General features: G+C 46.2%; 21 protein-coding genes and 1 riboswitch. Of the genes, 15 read left to right on the top strand and 6 right to left on the bottom strand.

What is annotated here, in order from left to right:
- The first annotated feature begins 270 nt into the window (after window positions 1-270).
- Window positions 271-1,080, top strand: coding sequence for a lipid II flippase Amj (gene amj, locus NZD81_RS17565; protein ID WP_003234394.1), 810 nt, complete (start codon window positions 271-273; stop codon window positions 1,078-1,080).
- Window positions 1,081-1,124: 44 nt separating this feature from the next.
- On the opposite strand, the gene NZD81_RS17560 is transcribed toward amj, so the two are convergent.
- Window positions 1,125-1,415, bottom strand: coding sequence for a DUF3817 domain-containing protein (locus tag NZD81_RS17560; RefSeq protein ID WP_014662816.1), 291 nt, complete (start codon window positions 1,413-1,415; stop codon window positions 1,125-1,127).
- 184 nt (window positions 1,416-1,599) lie between these two features.
- Here NZD81_RS17560 and lrpC point away from each other — a divergent pair, with 184 nt between their 5' ends.
- From lrpC to NZD81_RS17510, 10 genes are all read left to right on the top strand, one after another.
- A complete protein-coding gene (gene lrpC / locus NZD81_RS17555) occupies window positions 1,600-2,034 on the top strand; it encodes a transcriptional regulator LrpC (protein ID WP_136654844.1) in 435 nt (144 codons plus the stop codon).
- A 64-nt stretch (window positions 2,035-2,098) separates the two neighbouring features.
- Complete coding sequence (locus tag NZD81_RS17550) at window positions 2,099-4,282, top strand: DNA topoisomerase III (RefSeq protein WP_289861021.1); 2,184 nt, start codon at window positions 2,099-2,101, stop codon at window positions 4,280-4,282.
- A gap of 204 nt (window positions 4,283-4,486) precedes the next feature.
- The gene (locus NZD81_RS17545) at window positions 4,487-5,575 is read left to right on the top strand and encodes a glycosyl hydrolase family 8 (RefSeq protein ID WP_069148978.1); all 1,089 of its coding nucleotides are present in this window, start codon (window positions 4,487-4,489) and stop codon (window positions 5,573-5,575) included.
- Window positions 5,556-6,407 (top strand): cyclic-di-GMP receptor EpsK, encoded by an 852-nt coding sequence (gene epsK, locus NZD81_RS17540; RefSeq protein ID WP_069148979.1) that lies wholly within the window; start codon window positions 5,556-5,558, stop codon window positions 6,405-6,407. The genes NZD81_RS17545 and epsK overlap by 20 nt, the downstream gene beginning before the upstream one ends.
- Window positions 6,408-6,417: 10 nt before the next feature.
- Window positions 6,418-8,127 carry a DUF2334 domain-containing protein gene (locus NZD81_RS17535; protein ID WP_103749865.1) on the top strand — a complete coding sequence of 570 codons (1,710 nt, stop codon included), beginning with the start codon at window positions 6,418-6,420 and terminating at the stop codon, window positions 8,125-8,127.
- On the top strand, window positions 8,120-9,382 hold the full coding sequence (locus NZD81_RS17530; RefSeq protein WP_069839898.1) for a glycosyltransferase family 2 protein: 1,263 nt from the start codon (window positions 8,120-8,122) through the stop codon (window positions 9,380-9,382). Before NZD81_RS17535 ends, NZD81_RS17530 begins: the two co-directional genes overlap by 8 nt.
- Before the next feature lie 5 nt (window positions 9,383-9,387).
- Complete coding sequence (locus NZD81_RS17525) at window positions 9,388-11,499, top strand: cellulose biosynthesis cyclic di-GMP-binding regulatory protein BcsB (protein ID WP_289861020.1); 2,112 nt, start codon at window positions 9,388-9,390, stop codon at window positions 11,497-11,499.
- A gap of 137 nt (window positions 11,500-11,636) precedes the next feature.
- Window positions 11,637-11,780: riboswitch (cyclic di-AMP (ydaO/yuaA leader) on the top strand.
- Between the two features lie 193 nt (window positions 11,781-11,973).
- On the top strand, window positions 11,974-13,797 hold the full coding sequence (kimA, locus tag NZD81_RS17520) for a potassium transporter KimA (RefSeq protein ID WP_172640213.1): 1,824 nt from the start codon (window positions 11,974-11,976) through the stop codon (window positions 13,795-13,797).
- A gap of 56 nt (window positions 13,798-13,853) precedes the next feature.
- A complete protein-coding gene (locus tag NZD81_RS17515) occupies window positions 13,854-14,303 on the top strand; it encodes an NUDIX hydrolase (RefSeq protein WP_040084387.1) in 450 nt (149 codons plus the stop codon).
- 66 nt (window positions 14,304-14,369) lie between these two features.
- The gene (locus NZD81_RS17510; protein WP_289861019.1) at window positions 14,370-16,094 is read left to right on the top strand and encodes a pyruvate oxidase; all 1,725 of its coding nucleotides are present in this window, start codon (window positions 14,370-14,372) and stop codon (window positions 16,092-16,094) included.
- Between the two features lie 293 nt (window positions 16,095-16,387).
- On the opposite strand, the gene NZD81_RS17505 is transcribed toward NZD81_RS17510, so the two are convergent.
- From NZD81_RS17505 to NZD81_RS17490, 4 genes are all read right to left on the bottom strand, one after another.
- The gene (locus NZD81_RS17505) at window positions 16,388-16,654 is read right to left on the bottom strand and encodes a hypothetical protein (protein WP_060397954.1); all 267 of its coding nucleotides are present in this window, start codon (window positions 16,652-16,654) and stop codon (window positions 16,388-16,390) included.
- 103 nt (window positions 16,655-16,757) lie between these two features.
- Window positions 16,758-18,035 carry an Nramp family divalent metal transporter gene (locus tag NZD81_RS17500; protein ID WP_014662829.1) on the bottom strand — a complete coding sequence of 426 codons (1,278 nt, stop codon included), beginning with the start codon at window positions 18,033-18,035 and terminating at the stop codon, window positions 16,758-16,760.
- Window positions 18,036-18,264: 229 nt separating this feature from the next.
- The gene (locus NZD81_RS17495) at window positions 18,265-18,522 is read right to left on the bottom strand and encodes a GlsB/YeaQ/YmgE family stress response membrane protein (protein WP_003246519.1); all 258 of its coding nucleotides are present in this window, start codon (window positions 18,520-18,522) and stop codon (window positions 18,265-18,267) included.
- 77 nt (window positions 18,523-18,599) lie between these two features.
- The gene (locus tag NZD81_RS17490) at window positions 18,600-19,052 is read right to left on the bottom strand and encodes a DUF2188 domain-containing protein (RefSeq protein ID WP_014662830.1); all 453 of its coding nucleotides are present in this window, start codon (window positions 19,050-19,052) and stop codon (window positions 18,600-18,602) included.
- Window positions 19,053-19,170: 118 nt separating this feature from the next.
- Between NZD81_RS17490 and NZD81_RS17485 the strand changes: the two genes are divergently transcribed.
- From NZD81_RS17485 to NZD81_RS17470, 4 genes are all read left to right on the top strand, one after another.
- Window positions 19,171-19,989: an EcsC family protein gene (locus NZD81_RS17485; protein WP_014662831.1), complete on the top strand. Its 819-nt coding sequence runs from the start codon at window positions 19,171-19,173 to the stop codon at window positions 19,987-19,989.
- 128 nt (window positions 19,990-20,117) lie between these two features.
- The gene (gsiB, locus tag NZD81_RS17480; protein ID WP_014662832.1) at window positions 20,118-20,489 is read left to right on the top strand and encodes a glucose starvation-inducible protein GsiB; all 372 of its coding nucleotides are present in this window, start codon (window positions 20,118-20,120) and stop codon (window positions 20,487-20,489) included.
- Between the two features lie 132 nt (window positions 20,490-20,621).
- On the top strand, window positions 20,622-20,954 hold the full coding sequence (locus NZD81_RS17475; protein ID WP_014662833.1) for a cupin domain-containing protein: 333 nt from the start codon (window positions 20,622-20,624) through the stop codon (window positions 20,952-20,954).
- A 2-nt stretch (window positions 20,955-20,956) separates the two neighbouring features.
- Entirely contained in the window at window positions 20,957-21,316 is a 360-nt protein-coding gene (locus tag NZD81_RS17470; RefSeq protein ID WP_289861018.1) for a YdbC family protein, read from the top strand.
- Window positions 21,317-21,352: 36 nt separating this feature from the next.
- Here the strand turns inward: NZD81_RS17470 and NZD81_RS17465 are convergent, their stop codons facing one another.
- Complete coding sequence (locus NZD81_RS17465; protein ID WP_015382816.1) at window positions 21,353-22,174, bottom strand: manganese catalase; 822 nt, start codon at window positions 22,172-22,174, stop codon at window positions 21,353-21,355.
- Window positions 22,175-22,179: the final 5 nt, after the last annotated feature.

Here is a 22,179-nt window from a genome sequence, read left to right as displayed (position 1 = left end):
GTGACGATTGAGAGGTAGGGCTTTCGTTGTCTTGTGTTCAAGAAATTTCCATGGTGTTTACTTTCCAGAAAGATTCTTCGGAACAATGCTTTATGAATCTAACCCGCCCGAGCAGGCGGATGATATAATCTTTATTTGCGTATAGAAAAGAATAAGACAAACCGCCCGGCGTACGCCGGCGGTTTTTTTATTGCAAAAAACACATCGTACTGAAACCTAATTGCCTTCTTTCCAGTCTTATCTCTAGGATGAAATTGGAGGAAGAATAACGTGCATGTCATTACAACACAAGTACTTTTTATATTTTGTTTTTTATTACTGATTCATTCGATAGAAACCTTAGCCTATGCCACAAGGCTTTCCGGGGCCCGCGTTGGATTTATTGCGTCCGCGCTTTCCCTGTTTAATGTCATGGTCATTGTGTCCAGAATGTCGAACATGGTGCAGCAGCCCTTTACCGGGCATTTAATTGATGATGCGGGAAAAAACGCACTGGCGATTGTAGGCGAGCAGTTCCGCTTCTTGATTTTCGGATCGACAGTCGGCACCATCCTGGGCATCATCCTGCTCCCGTCTTTTGTCGCTCTTTTTTCACGGGCGATTATTCACTTGGCGGGCGGCGGCGGCTCCGTTTTTCAAGTATTCCGAAAGGGATTCTCGAAACAAGGATTCAAAAATGCCCTTTCCTATTTGCGTCTGCCGTCTATTTCATATGTAAAAGGATTTCATATGCGCTTGATTCCGAAGCGTTTGTTTGTCATCAACATGCTGATCACATCGATTTATACGATTGGCGTGCTTTCGGCTTTGTACGCAGGCCTGCTGGCGCCGGAGCGCAGCACGACAGCCGTCATGGCATCGGGTTTGATCAATGGAATTGCGACGATGCTGCTGGCCATTTTTGTTGATCCTAAGGTATCCGTTCTTGCTGATGACGTGGCAAAAGGAAAACGAAGCTATATCTATTTAAAATGGACATCTGTCACAATGGTCACATCAAGGGTGGCGGGCACACTCCTCGCCCAGCTCATGTTTATTCCGGGGGCCTACTATATCGCCTGGCTCACAAAGTGGTTTTAATAAGAAAGGCTGGATCAAAAAGATCCAGCCTTTTTTGCGTTTCCTTATTTAAAATTCCTCAATCCGCGATCGTACAAAAAGTTTCCGAATGGGACGAAAGCGACGATGAAGCCGGCGGCTGACCATTTCAACGGCCATTTGACAGAGAAGGTTGCATAAGCCAAGACAAGCAAATACAAAATGAACAACCCTCCGTGAACCGAACCGACAATTGTCACTGCAAGCGGAAGGCCTGCCCAATATTTAAGCGGCATAGCGATGAACAGCAGGATTAAGAGTGACATTCCTTCAATAAAACCCATCGTGCGAAGTCTTCCGATCGGCGTGTGCAGCATAAATCGCCCTCCTTGTGGACACGTTTTCATTTTATACTATAAACAATCCAGTGGGGCATATGACAGCTTTCAAAAAATGTTCGGAAAACATTCATTTTTACATGCCTTTTTCAGGGAACTGTACTTGTCATTTACAAAAATACCCGAGATAATGTGTACAAAATCATAAAAGAAGGATGTTGAAATGAAACTTGACCAGATTGATCTGAATATCATTGAGGAGCTGAAGAAGGACAGCCGTTTGTCAATGAGGGAATTAGGCAGAAAAATTAAGCTGTCACCTCCATCTGTGACAGAACGGGTAAGGCAGCTTGAATCGTTTGGCATCATCAAGCAATACACGCTGGAGGTCGACCAGAAAAAACTGGGCCTTCCCGTTTCCTGCATTGTGGAAGCAACCGTCAAAAATGCGGATTACGAGCGGTTCAAAAGCTATATTCAAACATTGCCGAATATTGAATTTTGCTACCGGATTGCGGGTGCAGCCTGCTATATGCTGAAAATCAATGCCGAAAGCCTCGAAGCGGTAGAAGATTTCATTAACAAAACATCGCCCTACGCGCAAACCGTCACTCACGTCATTTTCTCAGAAATTGACACGAAAAACGGGTGCGGTTAGAGAGTGCCGCGCGAAGTCTGTTATAATAACAGGATGAGCGTGAAAGAAAGAGAAGTGATCAAGCATGTCAAAAACAGTTGTATTAGCTGAAAAACCTTCAGTCGGCCGGGATTTAGCCCGGGTGCTGAAGTGCCATAAAAAAGGAAACGGTTATCTCGAAGGTGATCAATATATTGTAACCTGGGCTTTAGGCCATTTGGTGACACTTGCCGATCCGGAAGGCTACGGAAAAGAATTTCAATCATGGCGTCTGGAGGATCTGCCAATTATCCCAGAACCATTAAAGCTTGTGGTGATTAAAAAAACCGGAAAGCAGTTCAATGCGGTCAAATCCCAGCTTAACCGTAAAGACGTCAATCAGATTGTCATCGCGACTGACGCAGGCCGGGAAGGTGAGCTTGTTGCGCGCTGGATCATTGAGAAAGCGAGTGTCCGCAAACCAATCAAGCGGCTGTGGATTTCTTCTGTAACGGATAAAGCGATCAAGGAAGGATTTCAAAAGCTTCGCAGCGGCAAAGAATACGAAAATCTGTACCATTCTGCTGTCGCCAGAGCGGAAGCGGATTGGATTGTAGGGATTAATGCGACCCGTGCGCTGACAACCAAATTCAATGCCCAGCTCTCATGCGGGCGTGTGCAGACCCCGACGCTTGCCATGATTGCAAAGCGCGAGGCAGACATTCAAGCGTTTACGCCAGTCCCGTATTACGGCATACGTGCAGCAGTCGACGGCATGACGCTGACGTGGCAGGATAAGAAATCAAAGCAGACGAGAACGTTCAATCAAGACGTAACAAGCCGTTTGCTAAAAGACCTACAAGGAAAGCAAGCGGTCATAGCTGAGCTGAAAAAAACATCGAAAAAAAGCTTTGCGCCTGCGCTTTATGATTTAACGGAGCTGCAGCGTGACGCCCACAAGCGCTTCGGTTTTTCTGCTAAAGAAACGCTTTCTGTGCTGCAGAAGCTGTATGAGCAGCATAAGCTCGTCACATATCCGCGGACGGACTCTAGATTTTTATCCAGTGACATCGTCCCGACGTTAAAAGACCGTCTGGAAGGCATGGAAGTAAAACCGTACGCCCAATATGTCAGCCAAATTAAAAAACGCGGCATCAAATCCCATAAGGGCTACGTTAATGACGCGAAGGTGTCAGACCACCACGCGATTATCCCGACCGAAGAGCCACTCATTCTCAGCAGTCTGAGTGATAAGGAACGAAAGCTGTATGACCTGATTGCGAAACGTTTCCTTGCAGTATTAATGCCTGCATTCGAATATGAAGAAACAAAGGTCATCGCAGAAATCGGCGGAGAAACCTTTACGGCAAAAGGCAAAACCGTACAGTCGCAAGGATGGAAAGCCGTTTATGATATGGCGGATGAGGATGATGAGCAGGACGATGACAGAGATCAGACACTTCCTGCGCTTCAAAAAGGCGACACACTTGCCGTCCGGACGTTAACGGAAACAAGCGGCCAAACGAAGCCGCCCGCCCGCTTTAACGAAGGGACCCTGCTGTCAGCGATGGAAAACCCAAGCGCATTTATGCAGGGAGAAGAGAAAGGCCTCGTCAAAACGCTTGGAGAAACAGGCGGCCTCGGCACGGTGGCAACGCGTGCCGACATCATTGAAAAACTGTTCAACAGCTTTTTAATTGAGAAAAAAGGCCAGGATATTTTTATCACTTCTAAAGGGAAACAGCTCCTGCAGCTTGTTCCGGAGGATCTGAAATCACCGGCTTTAACGGCAGAATGGGAGCAAAAGCTGTCTGCGATCGCGGCAGGCAAATTGAAATCGGCTGTCTTTATTAAAGACATGAAGGCTTACGCTCACCAAACGGTAAAAGACATCAAAAACAGCAGCCAAACCTTCCGACATGACAACATCACGGGAACGGCATGTCCGGAATGCGGCAAAATGATGCTGAAAGTAAACGGCAAACGCGGGACGATGCTCGTGTGCCAAGACCGTGAATGCGGAAGCAGAAAAACGATTGCCCGAAAAACAAACGCGCGCTGCCCGAACTGCCATAAAAGAATGGAGCTTCGCGGCCAAGGTGAGGGCCAGACCTTTGCGTGTGTGTGCGGTCACCGTGAGAAGCTCTCTGTATTTGAAAAACGAAAAAACAAAGACAAAGCGCGTGCTTCCAAACGGGACGTGTCCTCTTATTTGAAAAAACAAAATAAAGATGAGCCGATTAACAATGCGCTGGCAGAACAGCTGAAAAAACTCGGTTTGGATAAATAATAAAAAACCTGTGCCTATCGCACAGGTTTTTCTATTGGACTTAGGTCCCGTTTTTTAAATGTTCAAAAAGGGAAAAAAAAGCTAGCAATCTGCATTTTTTTCTTTTATAGTAAATGTACTTTGTAACATGGCAGTCATATTTTTTTCTTCTATAACTATTTGTGAGCGTCTGATTCGCTTCAGGCGACAAAGGGGGATTTGCCTGTGAGGCATGCACTAATTGCTGTCATCTTATTCTTCTTATCTATCGGACTTTCCGCAGGGTGTGCTGAAGCTGGAAATAAGGCCCAAAATCAGTCGACGGCAGAAGTGAACACCAGCCCGCTGCAGCCAGCGGAATATTTCATCTATCATAATCTAATGAATGAACAAGGGCTGATCAAAACCGATTTTTCAGACCAGCCTTCGTATTTATCGGAATCTCTCGGCCTGTGGATGGAGTTTCTGCTCAGCAAAAATGACGCACCGCATTTCCAAGACCAATATCAGCATCTGACTGATTCATTTCTGATGAGCAATCACTTGGTGACGTGGAAGATTCAAAATGGCCAAGCAAGCGGGACGAATGCGCTGATAGATGATATGAGAATTATGCTGTCTCTTGACCAAGCCGCCGCAAAATGGGGCCGCAGCGACTACGCGCAAACGGCTAAGGATATCGGCACGGCTTTGAAGACATACAATATGAACAACGGTTTATTCACAGACTTTTACGACTCACAGGCCGCTTCAAAGGATGTGACGCTTTCATACGTCATGCCTGATGCCTTAGCTGTCTTAAAGAAGAATGGAATCATAGACGAAGAAACAGAACAGCGGAATGCCAATGTTCTCTATTCAGCTCCTTTAAAAAATGGCTTTTTGCCGAAGACATACAGCTCGGAGACGAAGGAATACACATATGACAGTGAAATCAACCTGATTGATCAGCTTTACACTGCTTGGCATTTGCCGGAAGGGGATGAAAAAGCATCTGTTTTAGCGGACTGGATCAAGCGGGAATTTCAGACAAACGGAAAACTGTACGGGCGATATTCGGCAGATACGAAGGAGCCTGCCGTCCAATATGAATCGCCATCCGTATATGCATTATCCGTATTGTTTTTAACAAAACAGCATGAAAACAGCTCTGTCATCAAAGCCATATATGACAGAATGAATGACTTTGAAATTCATGATCCGGTGAAATCGTATTATGGAGGCTATATGAGCGGCACTCAGACGCATTCATTTGACAATCTGCTGCCGCTGTTAGCCGAAAGGAAGCTTTTTAATGAAAATATCATTCAATGAATCACAAAAATTATTTGCTTATTTTTCAGGGCTCATCGCGGCCCTGTCTCTGTTTATTTATTATGTGTCAGCCCAGCAATCGGAAGGCGCCCTGATCCTTTGCATCACGTTTGTCGTCATCGCCGCAGGCATCTGGTTCGGCCCGATTTACGCGCTCGCGGTGACCTTAATCGTACTTTTTGTTCTCGGCACCTTAATGATGTTTTTCCAGACTGGACAGGCATCGCTCTTTCCAACTGAGGAAGGGCTGCGAATGCTTGTCGTGTGGGGAATCGCGCTTTTGCTGTTTTCTTTTATTTCCGGAAGAATCCACGATATCACAGCAGAGCTTCGGCGCTCAATCACACGGCTTCAATCCGAAATCAAAAGTTTTGTTGCTGTTGACAGAGTGACCGGGTTTGATAACAAGCAAAGGATGCAGCTGGAACTTTCAGAAGAAATGAAGCGGGCGGAGCGCTACGGCAATTCTTTTGTGTTTTTGCTGCTCCATATGCATTATTTCAAAGAGTTTAAATCCTTGTACGGTGAAAAAGAAACGGATCGCCTCTTCCAATATGTCGGTCAGCAAATCAGGACGAGTGTTCGGGAAACGGATAAGAAATTCCGCCCCTCTGACGAGCGTATCGGGATCGTGCTGACGCACACGCCTGCTGAACATATGCCAGCCGTTCTGACCAAGCTGAAGAAACAATTGGATACATATCAGCTGGAAAATGGAAAGTACGTCTCGCTTACATTCCACGTTTGCTATTTGCCCTACCGGAAAGATATCAAAACAGCTGATCAATTTTTAGAAGAACTGGAAAACGAGATGATGATGAATGAACTATAAAGGAATCACACTGCTCTGCATCATGCTGCTTCTGTTTTCAGCGCTTGCGTCTTTTCCCGTTTCAGCGCAAGCGAAGGAGCGGGATGCCGGAATTCTCATCATCTATTCAACCTTGGACGGCAAAGAGTCGTCTCAAGTCAAAATGCTCGATTTGCTTGCGGGACACTTTACATCCCATGTGACAGTCAAAAGAGATTCAGATGTTGAAGCGTCGGATTTCAAAGGAAAAGATCATGTGATGTATTACGGCCAAACGAAAAGAAAGCTCAGCAAAAAATTGCTGTCTCTTATCAGCGGCGTAAAAAAACCGGTTGTCGCCATTGGCTATAACGCAGGACAAATCAGCCAATTTTCCGGGCTTTCATTAGCCCGCAAAGAAAATGTGTTTCAGGTTCACAGCAGGCCGGAAAAGGCCGATGTGTCTCTGGAAAGCGGGCTTAATGTGCTGAGCGTATCAGGCCTGAAAGGAACGGCGCTTTACACCTTCAAAGCCGATGACGGCAAAACACATTCTTTTATATGGAAAACAAAAAAAGGGAATGTGTACATTGGATTAACGAATTTGTTAAATGACAATTTGATCGTGGCGAAACAGCTCAGAGAAGCCTTCGGAGAGAAGGCGGGGACGACGTTATTGTATTTGCGTCTCGAGGATATCAGCCCGATGTCTGATGAAAAATTGCTGCTACAAGCCGGTACATATCTGCATAAGCGGCATATTCCTTTTATCCTGGCGGTCATTCCGGTTTACTTGAATCCGGAAACAGGCGACAAAGTGTATTTGTCTGATCAACCGAAGATGGTCAAGGTGCTGAAAAAGCTGCAAAGCATGGGTGGCAGTATCATTGTTCACGGCTATACTCACGCTTATCGCTACAGTGAAACAGGAGAGGGCTTTGAATTTTGGGATGCAAAGGCGGATCAGCCGATTACATCCGGAAATGCCGAAGACCCCCCGTCCATTTTGGAGAAGGCACAGGACTTCCCGAACGAACAAGCCTACCGCAGCTATCTCGAACCATTTCGGGAAAAGGAAGAAACGTATACAAAGCAAAAACTGACGCGGGCCATTGAGGATTTGACATCATCGGGTCTTTACCCGCTGGCGTTTGAAGCGCCGCATTACACGATGTCCGAATACGGCTATCAAATCGCTTCACAGTATTTTTCAAGCATTTTTGGCCAGGTTCAGCTCAGCGACACAACGTGGAAAACCTCCGGTGCACCTCCGTTCGTGACCGCTCCCTCGATGCTGCACGGAATGACGCTTTATCCGGAGACGATCGGCTTTGTTGATACATCAAAGCAAAACCCGCTAGGTGAGATGGAGGAGCATATCTCTCAGATGATTGATTTTGAAGGTGGAGTAGCCGGTGGGTTTTATCACCCGTATCTTGGGATGAAATATCTGCCGGAGCTGGTTGATCAGATGGAACGCATTCCAGACAGTGAATGGCTCGATTTAAAGAAAACGCAACAAACCGTCAAAACAGACAAAGTGGAAATTCATACAAGCGGTGATGGAACGATTCAGGTGAAAAACGGCGTAAGCGCCATAGACGAGTTTTTCGATCATCATCGGCAAACCCCTCTGGAAAAGGCATTATGGATTCTCTCCGCTGTCGTGCTCTTATTTGTCATCATGTTTGTCAGTTATACGTTTTACTTGAGAGCCACATTGAAAAAACGAATTTTTAAGGAGAGAAGAAGCCTTGGGTAATACGCTGTTCTTTATCTCGCTAAGTTTAATATGGGTGATGCTTCTCTACCACATGTTCCTTATGCAGGGCGGGTTCCGCCACTATATGACCTTCGAACGGAATATCCCGAAGTGGAGAGAAAACATGAAGGAGCTGCCAAAGGTCAGCGTCCTCATCCCGGCGCATAACGAAGAGGTTGTGATTCGGCAGACGCTGAAGGCGATGGTCAACCTTTATTATCCGAAGGACCGTCTGGAGATTATCGTCGTGAATGACAATTCATCAGACCGGACGGGTGATATCGTCAATGAATTTTCCGAGAAATACGATTTCATCAAAATGGTGATTACGAAGCCGCCGAACGCAGGTAAAGGAAAATCCTCTGCACTCAACTCGGGTTTTGCCGAATCGAATGGCGATGTGATCTGTGTGTATGACGCCGACAATACGCCGGAGAAAATGGCCGTGTATTATCTCGTGCTCGGCCTGATGAATGACGAAAAGGCAGGCGCCGTGGTAGGGAAATTCCGCGTCATCAATGCGGCAAAGACGCTGCTGACGAGGTTTATCAATATCGAAACGATCTGTTTTCAGTGGATGGCTCAGGGAGGCAGATGGAAGTGGTTTAAAATCGCCACGATCCCAGGAACCAACTTCGCGATTCGCAGAAGCATTATCGAAAAGCTCGGAGGCTGGGATGACAAAGCGCTCGCTGAGGATACTGAGCTGACCATTCGGGTGTACAATCTCGGCTATCACATTCGCTTTTTCCCTGCGGCCATCACGTGGGAGCAGGAGCCGGAAACCTGGAAGGTATGGTGGCGCCAGCGCACCCGATGGGCGCGCGGTAATCAATATGTCGTGCTCAAATTTTTGGCGCAGTTTTTTAAGCTGAAACGAAAACGGATTATCTTTGATTTGTTTTATTTTTTCTTTACGTACTTCTTGTTTTTCTTTGGCGTGATCATGTCGAATACGATTTTTGTAGTGAATTTGTTTTATGATTTGCATTTATCGGTTGGATTTTTGGCAATGATTCTCTGGATTTTGGCATTTTTCTTATTTATGACAGAGGTCATGATTACGTTGAGCATTGAAAAAACAGAAATGAACAGGCAAAACTTTTTTATCGTGTTTCTCATGTACTTCACATACTCGCAGGCATGGATTGTGCTTGTTATCTACTCTTTATTCGTAGAAATCAAGCACCGTTTATTCAAGCAGGAGGTCAAATGGTACAAGACAGAACGATACAACCAACATAAAAGCGGGTGACCTTTTTGAAACAAATAATGATTTTTCTCACAAGCTTCATGCTGCTGGCGATGGCTGGACAACCGGCTCTTGCCAAGGATGTACAGGTCAGCGGTTCGCTTCTTGGGAAAAGCAGCCAAGAACAAGCCAAACAGCAGGTGCTGACAAGCGAGCTGATTACACTGTATGGATCAAAAGACAGCGCGGAGCTGACGTATCAGATCCCGGCAGGCGCCTCTTCAGGCAATCAGCAATTGGTCATTGAATACGAAGCATCAAATCTTTTAATTTCTCCTTCATCGTTAACGGCTGTCATTGATGATGAACCAGTCAAAACGTTAAAGCTTGATGGTGATTCCAAGCGGAAAACAGTGAAGCTGAATCTGAATAAAAACCAGTCAGCGCAAGGTTATCACAACGTATCGCTGAAATTTTACGGCGTAATGAAAGAGGGCGTGTGTGTCAGACAGGATACGTCTGGCAACTGGATCAAAATTTATCCGGACAGCCGGCTGACACTTGCTGAAAGCGGTGAAGCGAAAGGAACGTCGCTGGACCATTATCCGTACCCATTCGCCCAATCTGGAAACACAAGCGAAGAAACCGCCCTCGTCATTCCGGATGACCCAAGTTCGGCGGAAATTGAAGCTGCGGTTAAAACAGAAGGCTATTTGAAAACGGTGGACAGCAGTGTCAGGATTGCGTATGTCACAGAATCTGAGCTAAAAAAAATCGATAAGCCGACGATTGTTATCGGAGTGGACAAGCATTGGAACGGCAAAGTGAAAAAACTGATGAAACAAGCCGGCTTGCAGGCAAAAGGAGAAGAACTTCTGCTTGCTGAGCGGGTGCTGAAAGCAGAGGGCAAGCAGCAGCCGGTTCTGTTTGCGCAAGCTGCATCCGAGGACGTACTCGCTAAAAAAATCAGCGTGATGACAGATCAGACATACACAGGCCAGCTCAGCGGCGATACACTTTCAATCAGCAAGCTTAAGCAGACAGAAAAAAAAGAAAGCGATAAGCTGACCCTCGAGAATTTTGGAGCGGGCGATATCACAATTGGAGCCGACAAAACATCTTCAGCACATTATTTTTATCCGGCTTCGGCGGTTTTGGATGAAAACCAATCAGCGAAGCTGTCGCTTAAACTGAAAAAGTCTGAAACGATTCAAGCCTCAACGGACGAAAATGAATCGGCTTCTCAGGATTCAGAGCTGAAAGTGATGATCAACGGCCAGCCGCACTCGGTCCGGCTTGATGACTTAGGAAAAGAAGATAAAAACGGATTCTATCATGTTACGGTAAAAGTGGACCCAAAGCTGCTGCAAAAAAACCGCTACATTGATATTCAGTTCGTCACAACCGGGTTAAAGGAAAACAACCCTTGCAACACCACTGATGAAGAAAAGTGGGTCTTTATTGATAAAAGCAGTACATTATCATACACCATCAAAGGGATGTCCCCGTCAGCGGATTTTCAAGAGTGGCCGCTTCCTTACGCCGGAAATCAGGTTCAAACAACGGTAATCGTGCTTCCTGACACCGTAAGCCAATCGAAGCTTGAGGAGCTTTCTCTCATAACGGAATCCTTTGGCAGCGAAGCACAGCATTCATATACGGTAAAGAAATCATCTGACGTTACAGCAAACGATGCGAAAGGCCGAAACCTCATTTTTATAGGAGGGATCAATCAATTTTCTCTTCTGAAGGAGAAATCATCAGACCTGCTTGTGCCGCAGGCAAAAAATGGCTCGTTTGATGTATCTGGTTTCGAGATGCTGAATGAGACGACAAAACAAGTGGTATTTACCCAAGCATCGCCTTGGGATTCACACTATACAATGGCTGTATTTGCACCGGCAAAAGGAGAAGGCACGGCTGTCACGAAAGAGATCATCAATTATCTGAACAGCAACGATGATTCGGCAACCGTCCTTAATGAAACAAATAGCCAGCAGGTGTTTACAAACCACCAGCAGCTCAAATCGGAGACAATCAGCTCAGACGCAGAACAACCAACACAGGATCATAGCCAGAAATGGATGTATATTGGTGTGCTGGCACTTATTATGGTGATTGCGGCAGTGTTCATTTGGGTTGCCGTAAGACGAAGAAAAAGAAAGACAGATACAGAATAAAAACAGAGGCAATCTAGCCTCTGTTTTTTTTTATTTTTGGTATGTAAATTCCATTTGTGGAACCTATCATTTTATTTTTTCCGCCCGGCCAATAAGCCTCTTTACAACGTGTGGGAACGGGAGTATGATCTCTTTTAGAAAACAAATCGCTTAATCTGAAATCAGAGCGGGGGACCCATTAGAATGGCTTTTTGCCGTTGGGGTGAATCCTTTTTAGGTAGGGCTAACTCTCATATGCCCGAATCCGTCAGCTAACCTCGTAAGCGTTCGTGAGAGGAGATGAATGAAACCTGTGTTCGATGTTATGGCACAGGGGCATCCGTTTGCCTCTGTGTTTTTTGCCGTTCATTTTTAGGAATGTAAATCGCATACAGAGACATCATAGCAGAAAGGACTATTGCAAAATGTGAGAGCAAGACACTGATGTTTTATTGTTTTAATTGAAAAATGAGAAATTAAAAGGGGAAGACATCGATGTATCATTCAATCAAACGTTTTTTGATTGGGAAACCACTAAAATCTCAAGCAGCGGGAGAGCAAAAACTGACGAAATTAAAAGCCTTGGCAATGCTTTCCTCAGATGCGCTGTCATCTGTCGCTTATGGGACAGAGCAAATTCTAATCATTTTAGCAACAATCAGTGCTGCCGCATTTTGGTACTCCATTCCGATTGCGGTCGGCGTTCTCATATTACTGCTCGCACTGATTCTTTCATACAGGCAAATTATTTACGCTTATCCGCAGGGCGGCGGGGCCTATGTTGTTTCGAAAGAAAACCTCGGCGAAAAGCCGGGATTGATCGCGGGCGGTTCATTGCTTGTCGATTATATTTTAACGGTAGCGGTAAGTATTTCCGCAGGAACGGACGCCATCACGTCGGCCTTTCCTGCATTGCATGATTATCATGTGCCGATCGCTATTTTTCTCGTGTTAGTGATTATGATTTTGAACCTGCGCGGGCTTTCGGAATCGGCATCCATTCTTGCCTACCCGGTTTATCTGTTTGTGGTGGCGCTATTGGTTCTCATTGCCGTCGGGTTGTTCAAGCTCATGACAGGACAAATAGACCAGCCGGTTCATCATACACCGCTTGGCACACCTGTAGCCGGCATTACGCTGTTTTTGCTGCTTAAGGCTTTTTCCTCCGGATGCTCAGCGTTGACCGGAGTTGAGGCCATTTCTAACGCCATTCCCGCTTTCAAAAACCCGCCTGCACGAAACGCGGCAAGAACGCTTGCGATGATGGGGATTTTGCTGGCGATTCTGTTTTCCGGCATCACGGTGCTCGCATACGGATATGGAACGGCGCCGAAGCCCGATGAAACAGTGGTTTCACAAATTGCGTCCGAAACCTTCGGGCGGAATGTGTTCTACTATGTCATCCAAGGTGTCACATCGCTTATTTTGGTCCTTGCGGCAAATACGGGATTTTCAGCCTTCCCGCAGCTTGCCTTCAACCTGGCGAGAGACCAGTATATGCCGCGAATGTTTACAGTTCGGGGTGACCGCTTAGGCTTCTCAAATGGGATTATCTTTTTAGGCTTTGCCTCCATTATTCTCATTATCTTATTCGGAGGACAGACGGAGCACTTAATCCCGTTATATGCTGTGGGCGTATTTATTCCATTTACGCTTTCACAAACCGGCATGTGCATAAAATGGATCAAGCAAAAACCAAAAGGCTGGATCGGAAAAATGCTGATCAACTCCTGCGGCGCTCTGATTTCGTTTATGGTTCTATCTATCCTTTTTGTGACAAAGTTTAATGTCGTATGGCCTGTGTTAATCTTTATGCCTATCGTCGTTTTGCTGTTTTTTGCGATTAAAAATCACTACACAGCGGTTGGTGAACAGCTTCGCATCGTAGACAAAGAGCCGGAAGAAATCAAAGGCACCGTTGTGATTGTGCCTGTAGCAGGTGTCACCACCGTCGTGCAAAAATCGATTCACTATGCGAAATCACTGTCCGATCAGGTGATCGCCGTTCACGTGTCATTTGACAGAGACCAGGAAAAGAAAGTCGAAAAACGCTGGGAAGAGCTCAATAATGGAGTGCGTCTCGTTACCCTTCACTCCTCGTACAGAAGCCTTGTTCATCCGTTTGATAAATTTTTAGAAACAGTTGAGGCAAAAGCGAAGAAGGAGCAGTTTTCTGTCATGGTGCTGTTTCCGCAATTTATAACGAAAAAACGCTGGCACACCATCCTTCACAATCAATCGGCCTTCCTCCTCAGAGTTCGGCTGTTCTGGAAAAAGGACATAATGGTTGCCACACTGCCGTATCATTTTAAAAAGTAAAGTCTAGGACCAAGGGAATCACCTTGGTCTTTTTTGCGGGAAAGAGAGGAATGGCGGTGTATACTCAAGGTGCTTTTGTAATCGTACTGAACGAAAATCAGCAGATTCTATTGGTCAAACGAAAAGATGTCCCTTTATGGGATCTGCCGGGCGGCAGGATTGATTCCGGGGAATCGGCTGAGGCAGCGGCGGTACGTGAGGTATTGGAAGAGACGGGATACAATACAGCGCTTTCCGCGAAAATAGGTGTCTATCAAAGGCCAAAGTTTCTAGATGAACAGCATGTGTTTTTCGGAAGCATAACAGGCGGACAAGCAATAGCGGACGGCACAGAGACAGCACGATTAAAGTGGTTTTCTCCGCGGCGTTTGCCGCTTTTTATGGTGCCGAACCGAAAACGGCAAATCAAAGATTACGTGAATGGCGCCTTAGATGCAACCATCACCCTCAAGGACGTCGGCATGCTTGCGGCGATCGATCTGTTGAAAAGAAGACTTGGCAAGTGATTCAGGTCTCCGGGTTTTAAAGCCTTTCTCCTGTGGTATTGAAAAAAGGAAAAAGGAGGATACGTTATGGCACACAAAACTGCAGGACAAGCAATGACAGAGCTGCTTGAACAATGGGGAGTTGATCATGTTTACGGCATCCCCGGGGATAGTATAAATGAGTTTATTGAGGAATTAAGACACGAAAGAAATCAACTGAAGTTCGTTCAAACCCGCCATGAAGAGGTGGCGGCACTGGCAGCCGCGGCTGAAGCAAAACTCACCGGCAAGATCGGAGTCTGTCTGTCGATCGCAGGGCCGGGAGCGGTGCACTTATTAAATGGTTTATATGATGCAAAAGCGGACGGCGCCCCTGTGCTGGCCATTGCAGGACAGGTTTCATCAGGTGAAGTCGGACGGGATTATTTCCAGGAGATCAAGCTGGAGCAAATGTTTGAGGACGTGGCTGTGTTCAACAGAGAGGTACATAGCGCGGAAACACTGCCGGATCTCTTGAATCAGGCGATCCGCACCGCCTACAGCAAAAAAGGCGTTGCGGTATTGAGTGTGTCAGATGATCTGTTTGCGGAGAAAATCAAACGCGAGCCCGTGTATACTTCACCAGTGTATATTGAAGGGAACCTTGAACCGAAAAAAGAACAGCTCGTCACCTGCGCGCAATATATTAATAATGCTAAGAAGCCGATTATCTTGGCGGGGCAGGGAATGAAAAAGGCGAAACGGGAGCTCTTAGAATTTGCGGACAAAGCCGCCGCTCCGATCGTAGTCACACTACCGGCAAAAGGCGTCGTTCCCGATAAGCACCCGCATTTTCTCGGCAACCTAGGGCAAATTGGCACAAAGCCGGCTTACGAGGCAATGGAGGAATGTGATTTATTAATCATGCTCGGAACGTCATTCCCGTACCGCGATTATTTGCCAGATGATACACCGGCCATCCAGCTCGATTCAGACCCGGCGAAAATCGGAAAACGCTATCCGGTGACAGCGGGCCTTGTCTGCGATTCGGCTCTCGGCCTGCGCGAATTGACAGAGTATATTGAACGGAAGGAAGACAGAAGATTCCTGAATGCCTGCACAGAACATATGCAGCATTGGTGGAACGAAATTGAAAAAGATGAGACAGAGGCAACAACACCGCTTAAACCCCAGCAGGTCGTGGCACGTCTTCAGGAAGCGGCTGCTGATGATGCGGTGCTCTCTGTAGATGTCGGCACTGTGACAGTTTGGATGGCGCGTCATTTCAAAATGAACGCGAAACAGGATTTCATCGTTTCCAGCTGGCTTGCGACAATGGGCTGCGGCCTGCCGGGAGCGATCGCGTCAAGCTTGGCCGAACTGGAGCGCCAGGCGATCGCTGTTTGCGGTGACGGGGGATTTTCCATGGTCATGCAGGATCTTCCGACAGCCGTCAAATATAAGCTCCCGATCACTGTCGTCATTTTAAACAACGAAAATCTCGGCATGATCGAGTATGAGCAGCAGGTTAAAGGCAATATCGATTATGTCACACAGCTTCAAAATGTCGACTATGCCGCATTTGCAGAAAGCTGCGGAGCAAAAGGCATCAAAGTGACCAAAGCGGAAGAGCTTGCGCCGGCTTTCCATGAGGCGCTGCACTCTGACCAACCGGTCGTTGTGGATGTCATGATTGGGAACGAACCGCCGCTGCCTGGCAAAATCACCTACGGGCAGGCAAAAGGCTTTAGCAAGTACATGCTGAAAAACTTCTTCGAAAACCAAAAAATCGAAATGCCGTCACTGAAGAAAAGTTTGAAACGGTTATTCTAAAAAAGAGGCCCTTTTAGAGGCCTCTTTTTTGTGTTGGAAACAAATGTATTTCAGGTTATCCTTGTATTATATTGGTATGAGGAGGATTACATGTTTGAGTTCATAAAATTATTGTTGTATGTATTAGGATCTGCAGGAATGATCTATGCGTCATATCACGATTTTCGCCATGCTCAAAACGGACAAAAGGACAAATGCACCTTCTTTCAAAGCAAAAAGACCAGCGCATTTGTCCTTGTATGTTTCATTTGTTTATTCTTATCAAATCTTACAGAGCTCTTCTCAGTATAGGGTTATTTCTCTTTTTTCTTCAGCCCGAAAAAGAAAGGAAAAGCAGAACCGACCAAGAAGGTGCCGAATAAAAACATGCCGCCGATAAACACGTGAAAATTCGTGTGTCCGGCCGTAAACGCCGTGATTAAGGAAATGATACTGAGCACGATCATGGCAATGCCGGGCGCGACTCTCATTTTTCCCTTGGATTTATAGGCAGCGACAGAACATAAAATGCCGATAACAATAGGAACAATCCACAAATAAAACAGAATAAATACTGACATCATCAAAACTCCGATTTTTCTTCTATCATAACAAATTTCTGTCAAAAAGGGTATCAATGAGCTTTTGCCAAAAATAAAAAACCGGCTTTTGCAGCCGGTTTTGTTATCGAAACGTATCTACAATTAAAAACACATTCAAAGCGACGATCAATACTGCAATCAGCCAAGACACCACTGTGACCCATTTGGCGTTGATCAGAGATCCCATGATCCGTTTATTGCTTGTAAACAGAATCAGCGGAATGAGGGCAAAGGCGATCCCGAAAGACAGCACGACCTGGCTCAAGACGAGAGCGGTCGTCGGATTTACGCCAGACGCGATGATCAAGATCGGCGGAATGATCGTGATAAACCGCCGTACATACAGCGGGATGCGGTAGTTGATAAATCCTTGCATAATCACGTCGCCTGAAAGTGTGCCGACAGACGAACTGGATAGCCCGGCAACGAGCAGCCCAATTCCGAATAAAGCCGCAGACATAGGGCTGACAAGATGTCCGAATTGCTGAAACGCGACATCAAGGTCCTCAACAAACAGGCCGTTTTTGAAAAATAATGCGGCAGCCACAATCAGCATACTTGCATTAATAGCCCCTGCAATCAGCATCGCTATTAAAATATCAATAAATTCAAATCTAAAGATTTTTTTCCGTTCTGCATCCGTTTTGCCAACCACCCGCCGCTGTGTAAGGGCAGAGTGCAAATAAATGGCGTGCGGCATAACAGTTGCGCCGAGAATACCCGCTGCAAGGAGCACACTGTCAGTGCCATGAAACGCCGGGACAAAGAGGCCCTTCATCACTGACACGGCATCAGGCTTTGCGAAAAATGTCTGCAGTGCAAAGGCGATCACGACCACAAACAGCATACCGGCGATGCCGGCTTCAAGTGAGCGATAACCGCGGCGCTGAAGCTCCAAGATCGCGAAAGAACCGATCGCCGCTATAATAGACGCTTCAAGCATCGGAATGCCGAACAGCAAATACAGTCCCAGAGCCGCTCCGATAAATTCCGCCAAATCAGTTGCGATAATGACAAGCTCGCCCTGAATCCATAATCCAATCGAGACAGGCTTCGGGAATTCTTCACGGGCAACCTCAGGCAGATTTTTGCCTGTCGCAATCCCAAGTTTGGCGGATAGGGATTGAATTAAAAGCGCCATGATATTGGAAAATAATATTACCCATAAGAGCATATATCCGTATTTAGAACCCGCCGAAATATTCGTTGCGAAGTTGCCGGGATCAATATAGGCGATGGCTGCTATAAATGCAGGGCCCAGAAAAGGGAGCAGCCCTCTGAATCCTCTGATTTTCCCGTCAAGCGCATCTTGGACGGCTTTGGAACGGGGAGATTGTGCTGTGATGTCCTTGTTCATCATGTCTCACCTGAATTCTGATTGTTTTTGCCGTACAACAAAGAGTTTCCTTAAGGCAAATTATTTTATCTACATCATATGACCATCCCGGTTTCTTGTCAACCGAAAATGTTCAAAATACATTCCTGAATTTTTCCCTGTTATGTAACATGATATGTAGGGATTCGGGATAAGGTCCCATATAAAAAGACATCGTTTCAGTTCGAAACGATGCCTCCTGTATCTAATGAGTCTAGGCTTCCTTCCGCAGCCCGCGGAATATCAGGCCCAGCAAGAACACGAAGATGGCTGCCCCGATGATGGCCGGGAAAATAGCAAAGCCGGCGAGGCTTGGTCCCCAAGTGCCAAGAAGTCCGTGTCCGATCCAAGCGCCGATCAGCCCGGCAATCATAGAGCCGAAAATTCCTCCCGGCAGCCGGTTTCCTACAATGGCGCTTCCAATTAATCCGATAACGATAGCAACAACTAATGAAACCAAAAAGCTAAGCATCATGATCACCTCTCATAAATGATTTACCAATCAATAACCGCTCCTGATTATTTCGAAACACCTAAAAGCACATCGCTTTATGATCCCGTTTTGATCGTTCTCTGCACACTGCCGTCAGCCAAATGGACAACGACCTCAGTGCCTTTATGCGCAGCGATTTCCTTTGCCCGTTCAATCGCTTCTCTCTTTGTATCCTTGATGTCAGACGCACGTTTGGCTCCCTCGGCTTTGACTGCCCAGCCGTTTTTATGCTTGATGACATGCTCTGCTTTATGCATGAGTTCTGGGTCTCCGCCGCTGTTGGAACCATCATCGCGTTCTGTCTCGTCATCATGTTTAAGAAAATCATCAATTTCATCTGTAGATGCGTTTTCCGCCCATTCCTTCGCTTTGCTTGTCGCGATCGGGATCGCACGTCCGTCCTCATAGCCCTCATCAATCATCGCATTCGCAATATCAATTGCTTTTTTCTTGACCGGCTTCTCAAGGTTTTTTAATGAAGCGGGATAATCCTTCATTGACCATGGCATGTCCCATCACTCCTTTTTCTTTTATAAAAATGGTACCCGCAGGTGAAAAATAAAAACGCATCTGAACAAATGAAGGTATACTATATAGTAGAAAAAACGGAAGGGAAGTGCGGGTTGAGTGACAACAGAACGAAAAGAAGACTTACACCAGCAATTAAAAGAGATAGAAAAATGGGAAAAAGCTCAGCAAAAAGTCTGGTTTTGGGAAAAGCTCGGCCGTCTCCCGTTTCAGCTGCTGGACAAGCTGACACCTGAATTCATTCAGAAAAAGATCGGCAAGCTCTTGGATGAGATCGGCAGCTTTGTTCAAACAGGAGGACAGTACCTGACATCTGAAAAACAGATTATCAGGATGTTTCAAAAGAAACTGCCGGAGGAGATCTTTGAATCGCTGGAGGACGTCCGGAAAGCGCCTCTTCCTGTCATGGATGAAATTGCGGAAGGAATGGGCAAAAACAGAATCAACGCAGCAACCGTTCAAGGCGCGACAACCGGTGTGGGCGGCGTGTTTACACTGGCGGCAGACATTCCGGCAGTGCTTGGCTTATCACTAAAAACATTACAGGATATCGCAGTTGCATACGGCTATGACCCAAAGGAGAAAAAAGAACGCGTCTTCATTGTGAAATGTTTGCAGCTGACGTCGGCTGATGTTGTCGGCAAAAGATCGATTTTGCAAGAATTAAAACACTACGATCAAGACCGTACTTATAAGAATGTCGCATCTCAAATCCAAGGCTGGCGAGAAGTCGTTTTAGGCTATCGGGACACGTTTGGCTGGAAAAAGCTATTCCAGCTGGTGCCGGTCGCCGGAATGGTTTTTGGCGCCGCTGCCAATCGCTCAACATTAAACGACATTACCGAGACAGGCATGATGCTGTACAAAAAGAGGCGCATTCTTGAACGGCTGAAAGAAACAGAACGAGAGATGGAATAGCAGAAAGCAGACGGACACCGCGATCCGCCTGCTTTTTTTATTGAAAACACACCCAATGTGTTTTGTTTGTTTAAAAGAATTGATAGCGGGAATACAACAACCAACACCAATTAAAGGAGGAATTCAAAATGGCAGACAATAACAAAATGAGCAGAGAAGAAGCAGGTAGAAAAGGCGGAGAAACAACAAGCAAGAACCATGACAAAGAATTCTATCAAGAGATTGGGAAAAAAGGCGGAGAAGCCACTAGCAATAACCATGACAAAGAATTCTATCAAGAAATCGGTGAAAAAGGCGGAGAAGCCACTAGCGAAAATCATGACAAAGAGTTCTATCAAGAAATCGGTGAAAAAGGCGGAGAAGCCACTAGCGAAAATCATGATAAAGAATTCTATCAAGAAATCGGCCGTAAAGGCGGAGAGGCTACAAGCAAAAATCATGATAAAGAATTCTACCAAGAAATCGGCTCAAAAGGCGGAAACGCCCGCAACAACGACTAATCAAAAGCATAAAGGCAGACAACCTGTAAATAAAAAGCGATCCGGCACATCAGCTGGATCGCTTTTTATTTCGGGAATTTTCTCAATTTATGCGACAATGCGATACAATAAGTGAAAAAGGGGTTTTCGCTAATGTCCGAAATGCAAAACTTGCTCGCTATTGCAAACGAAGTCAAAGAAAAACACGCCAATTTTTCAATTTCAGAGGTCAACGACCACTGCGTGCGCCTTGCGGTGTTTACAGGAGAATATGACTGGCACCATCACCCTGACTCAGACGAATTGTTTATTGTTCTTGAAGGTGAGCTGCTGATCGACTTTAAGGACAAAGAAACCGCGGTGCTCAAAGCAAATGACAGCCTGCTCATCCCGAAAGGCACGGTTCACCGCACACGCTCTTACGTCAGAACGGTGAATCTCTGTGTCGAGCATAAACAAGCCGAAACCGTCATCATAGAGGAGTAGCCATGCTGATCAAAAGGATTGTATGTGAAGTAGACACTGCAAATGCTGAAGCATTTGCAAAAGCGCAGTCAGAGTGGAAAGCACTATCACATGTAAATGGCTTCATCAAACAGGCCGGCGGCTGGCGAAAAATGATAGACGGGCCGCTCACCGCAGAAATCATCAGCGTATGGGAAAACAGAGAAGCCTATGATCATTTTATGGAGAACGAACATGACAGCATATACGAGGAAAACGACCAGAAGGCTGTGATTCTTTCCCTAGAGGTGACGCTGTATGAAGAGGATAAATCGTTCGTTCAAGATCTGTTACATCACCCTGATATCCGGTATGAACCAGACTGGACGGTTCTGAAGGCATAATCAAAGCCCAAAACATCATGTTTTGGGCTTGTGTCTTTACTCGCGTCCCGGAAGTGTATTATGAACAAAAGGCGGTGCTGGTTTTAACTCCGGTTTTTCTCCAAACGTTTTTGCTTCTTTCACATATTCAAATGCTTCTCCGTCCGGCGCTTTTTCATTCAGCCAGTTTTGCTTGGCGCTTTCTTCGCCTTCAGAGAAATTGATCAGCTGATGTGAGAACTCTTGTTTTTCGAGCGCTTTCGGGAATGTGCCCGGCACAACCGGACCTTCCTGTGCTTCTAATTCTTTAATGGCGGCGAGCCATTGATTTTGGTGCATCGTGTCACGCGCCAGCAGGAAGCTGAGCATATCTTTAACGCCTTTGTCATCCGTCATTTCAAACAGGCGTGCGACCTGCAGACGGCCCTGTGATTCCGCATTCAGGTTGGCGCGGAAGTCTGCCAGCAGGTTTCCGCTTGCTACGATATAACCGCCGCTCCAAGGTACGCCTGTACTGCTTTCCGGCATGGCGCCAAGTCCTGATACAATTGCATGGTGAGGGTTCATGCCGCCCAGGATGGAGCCGATGACCGGATCTTCAGCGGCTTTTTCCTGCTGATCAAGAGGGGCGTCCTCTAGAAGTCTGGCGATCATCGTTGCGATCATTTCAACATGCCCGAGCTCCTCGGTTGCCGTATCCATCAGCAAGTCCTTGTATTTTTCATTTCCTCTTGTGTTCCAGCCTTGAAATAAGTACTGCATGGCAACTGAAATTTCTCCGAATTGCCCGCCTAAAATTTCTTGCATTTTTTTAGCGAATAATGGATCTGGACGATCTGGTTTAGCAGGATGCTGCAGCATTTTTGTATGCTTAAACATGTACC

The organism is Bacillus sp. B.PNR1, from assembly GCF_030386235.1.
In the GTDB taxonomy this organism is placed as follows: Bacteria; Bacillota; Bacilli; order Bacillales; family Bacillaceae; genus Bacillus; species Bacillus stercoris.
This window is presented reverse-complemented; position numbering and strand designations above follow the sequence as displayed.

Excerpts from the sequence above, each read along its gene's own strand:
- NZD81_RS17465 (WP_015382816.1), bottom strand. The coding sequence starts at position 22,174 with ATGTTTAAGCATACAAAAATGCTGCAGCATCCTGCTAAACCAGATCGT.
- NZD81_RS17470 (WP_289861018.1), top strand. The coding sequence starts at position 20,957 with ATGCTGATCAAAAGGATTGTATGTGAAGTAGACACTGCAAATGCTGAA.
- NZD81_RS17550 (WP_289861021.1), top strand. The coding sequence starts at position 2,099 with ATGTCAAAAACAGTTGTATTAGCTGAAAAACCTTCAGTCGGCCGGGAT.
- kimA (WP_172640213.1), top strand. The coding sequence starts at position 11,974 with ATGTATCATTCAATCAAACGTTTTTTGATTGGGAAACCACTAAAATCT.
- NZD81_RS17505 (WP_060397954.1), bottom strand. The coding sequence starts at position 16,654 with ATGTCAGTATTTATTCTGTTTTATTTGTGGATTGTTCCTATTGTTATC.
- NZD81_RS17510 (WP_289861019.1), top strand. The coding sequence starts at position 14,370 with ATGGCACACAAAACTGCAGGACAAGCAATGACAGAGCTGCTTGAACAA.
- NZD81_RS17500 (WP_014662829.1), bottom strand. The coding sequence starts at position 18,035 with ATGATGAACAAGGACATCACAGCACAATCTCCCCGTTCCAAAGCCGTC.
- NZD81_RS17495 (WP_003246519.1), bottom strand. The coding sequence starts at position 18,522 with ATGCTTAGCTTTTTGGTTTCATTAGTTGTTGCTATCGTTATCGGATTA.
- NZD81_RS17490 (WP_014662830.1), bottom strand. The coding sequence starts at position 19,052 with ATGCCATGGTCAATGAAGGATTATCCCGCTTCATTAAAAAACCTTGAG.
- NZD81_RS17560 (WP_014662816.1), bottom strand. The coding sequence starts at position 1,415 with ATGCTGCACACGCCGATCGGAAGACTTCGCACGATGGGTTTTATTGAA.
- lrpC (WP_136654844.1), top strand. The coding sequence starts at position 1,600 with ATGAAACTTGACCAGATTGATCTGAATATCATTGAGGAGCTGAAGAAG.
- epsK (WP_069148979.1), top strand. The coding sequence starts at position 5,556 with ATGAAAATATCATTCAATGAATCACAAAAATTATTTGCTTATTTTTCA.
- gsiB (WP_014662832.1), top strand. The coding sequence starts at position 20,118 with ATGGCAGACAATAACAAAATGAGCAGAGAAGAAGCAGGTAGAAAAGGC.
- NZD81_RS17475 (WP_014662833.1), top strand. The coding sequence starts at position 20,622 with ATGTCCGAAATGCAAAACTTGCTCGCTATTGCAAACGAAGTCAAAGAA.